A 2,480-nucleotide genomic window follows, 5' to 3' on the forward strand; every position below is an offset into this window, starting at 1 on the left:
TGAAACTGAAAAGTAATTATAGTATCCCGAACGGGATACACCAGCTACTTTACACAAATGACTGACCATATTCCTTAAGTTGTATTTCATGATGACAGAACGAATCAAGATAAATTTCTGACTAGGTGGTAGTGTTATTTCCTTCTTCTCCTCCCTTCCATAAGTTTGATTTTTTTTAGCAATTGGTTTTCCGCCTTTAGTAAGTTTCGTTCGGCTTCTAAACGGGCATACTTTTCTTCTAACGTAAGCTCTCTCTCAAGAGTTCTTCCAGCGTTTTCGATACATGTATCCCTTATACCCAATACACCATTTTTTTCTATAAGCAGAACGCCATCTACTTCCCGATGACATAACTCGTTTCATTCCAATCATATCTATATCAAAACCACATTCTTCAAAAATATTTCGAGGTAGCTTTCCTTTTTCATTTTCCCCAATAAAAATATGCTTAAATTCCTCTGTATAAGTGATACCATTCTGACTTACAGATTTTACGTATAGGTTATTTGATAGAATTTGAATTTCTCTTTCTGTAAATAGTTTTTTTGTCCTTTCCAACATTCTCCGATCCCAATTTCCCTTTTATTATACAAGAAATATCCTATAGAATAGACTTTTTTCAAGTGTCTATTCTATAGGGTACATTTTAATGTTTTGCACTCTTTTTTAGTAACTCTTATATCAACTTTCCACCACAGTCAGCTCCTCCATCATTAGAAGGACTAAACCCTAAGCTTGTAAACTTATCATTCTGCAGCTGTTGCAGCTATATTTAACAATACTCTTTCTCGAGGTAGAATTACAGACCTAATACTCCGACAATTTGGCATGCTTTAGTATTCGCAACATGGTAGTACATCTCCAATCCTTTTCTTTCTGCACGAAGAATTTTCCCGCGCATTTTAGATAGATGCTGAGATACGGTAGATTGAGGTATATTTAATAGCTCCGTTAACTGTGTTACATTACAAATCTTACGATGTTCTAACTCTTTTACAATTTGTAGTCTAACTGGGTGAGCCATGATCTTAAGTAATTCTACATCTGACTCTGGAATTTTGTTCATTTCATTGTTTACTTGTAGTGTTTTCATTTTTGTTAACTTCCTTTTCATATTTTTTATTATTAAATTATGTTTTTAATGCATTTAATTAGACTTACATGTAAATCTCTCTTGTTTAGCGATCTGTTTTACTCCGATTTAATTTACTGTTTGGTTTTATGTACAGAAGTACGATTATAGCTAAAAATCCAACAAAAGATAGCATAGGTATCGAGATAAAACCAAATAAATTCAGGTAATCTTCTGTACAAGGAACTCCTACTGAACATATCTTCATCTCACTAGCAGGAAACGTTTGAATTGTAATTTGATATACAGATAATATTAAGCCGATACACGCAAATGAGAATGCATACGTGCTGACATACGGATCTCTGCTATACATTCCTATCCCCAATATTAATACTAATGGATACATGGCCATTCTTTGATACCAGCACAAATCACATGGAGGTAACTTCATCCATTCACTAAAAAACAAACTAATCAACATTGCACTTGTAGCGATTGTCCAAGCGTAGAAAATATGATACTTACGGATCAGTTCCATTTTGTATACTCCTCACATGATTTTAATTGCATGCTATACACTTTTCTCAAGCATATATGCTTCAATTTGTTTTCGGTGTTCCCTGTTCATGAAATCTACTTTAAAAGTAGTGTTATGGTTTGCCATATCTAAAAATCTTTCACTTACATACTTTTCTAGGTCAGTTCCTTTTAGATTTATAAAATCTTTTTTTGGTAAATAGATGAATAACTCATTATATTGCACTATATGCCCCAAGAACTGAATATGGATAAAAGGCGTCCATTCAAACTCGTCCATCTCTCCAAAATCAAATATCCACTCTTGTCCGAGCAAAAATCCAATTAATCCGCTTTTGGTCATAGAATCAAACATATGTCCATCGTCTATTGGTACAAAATATGTACTTGCCTTTTGAATGAAATCTAGTAAAACATACTTATCAGGATCCATCGGCTTTCGTACTCGGTTTATTAACTGCTTCATTCTAGTACTTACTGTTTCTATTATTTTAGACTCATTTACTAGCACATGAATAATAGAATCTTTTGCTTGTTCATCGAATGCGGACTGAAAATTCGCATGTGATAGCATCTATCGTTGATATGTTTCATCCTGTAAAAATCTTAATATAATTTCATGGCTGTATGCTGGTTCAACATGCGAAAGGCAATCTATGAGTTTTCGTAAAAAATCTTTTACATGTTTATTTTCATCTTTAGAATAATCTGGACAATAAGTTCCGATATACTGAATACCTGGTGAATTAGAAAAACGAAAATACGGTTCTAAAGATTTCGTATCAAGCATGTGATACTACCTCACTTTTCTATTTAGAATGTCACTAACTTATTTCCGTATTTGGAATAGCCTGTTTCTATGGATAGT

General features: G+C 33.2%; 4 protein-coding genes and 1 pseudogene. All 5 read right to left on the reverse strand.

Translation table 11 applies throughout. The features are described 5' to 3' along the window. Positions 1-561, reverse strand: a pseudogene (locus ACS2CR_RS33895) (HTH domain-containing protein); the annotation flags it as partial. A 238-nt stretch (positions 562-799) separates the two neighbouring features. Then, entirely contained in the window at positions 800-1,093 is a 294-nt protein-coding gene (locus ACS2CR_RS33900) for an ArsR/SmtB family transcription factor (RefSeq protein WP_309567700.1), read from the reverse strand. An 85-nt stretch (positions 1,094-1,178) separates the two neighbouring features. Continuing rightward, positions 1,179-1,613, reverse strand: a complete 435-nt coding sequence (locus ACS2CR_RS33905) for a disulfide oxidoreductase (RefSeq protein WP_309567701.1) — start codon at positions 1,611-1,613, stop codon at positions 1,179-1,181. 33 nt (positions 1,614-1,646) lie between these two features. After that, positions 1,647-2,186, reverse strand: coding sequence for a hypothetical protein (locus ACS2CR_RS33910; protein ID WP_309567702.1), 540 nt, complete (start codon positions 2,184-2,186; stop codon positions 1,647-1,649). Further along, positions 2,187-2,402, reverse strand: a complete 216-nt coding sequence (locus ACS2CR_RS33915; RefSeq protein WP_325839136.1) for a hypothetical protein — start codon at positions 2,400-2,402, stop codon at positions 2,187-2,189. It lies immediately after the preceding gene. Positions 2,403-2,480 lie beyond the last annotated feature (78 nt).

The organism is Bacillus cereus group sp. BceL291, assembly GCF_051776705.1.
Lineage (GTDB): Bacteria > Bacillota > Bacilli > Bacillales > Bacillaceae_G > Bacillus_A > Bacillus_A cereus.

What these genes read in the sequence shown, in the direction of transcription:
- ACS2CR_RS33915 (WP_325839136.1), bottom strand. Translation starts at nt 2,402, where the DNA reads ATGCTTGATACGAAATCTTTAGAACCGTATTTTCGTTTTTCTAATTCA.
- ACS2CR_RS33900 (WP_309567700.1), bottom strand. Translation starts at nt 1,093, where the DNA reads ATGAAAACACTACAAGTAAACAATGAAATGAACAAAATTCCAGAGTCA.
- ACS2CR_RS33910 (WP_309567702.1), bottom strand. Translation starts at nt 2,186, where the DNA reads ATGCTATCACATGCGAATTTTCAGTCCGCATTCGATGAACAAGCAAAA.
- ACS2CR_RS33905 (WP_309567701.1), bottom strand. Translation starts at nt 1,613, where the DNA reads ATGGAACTGATCCGTAAGTATCATATTTTCTACGCTTGGACAATCGCT.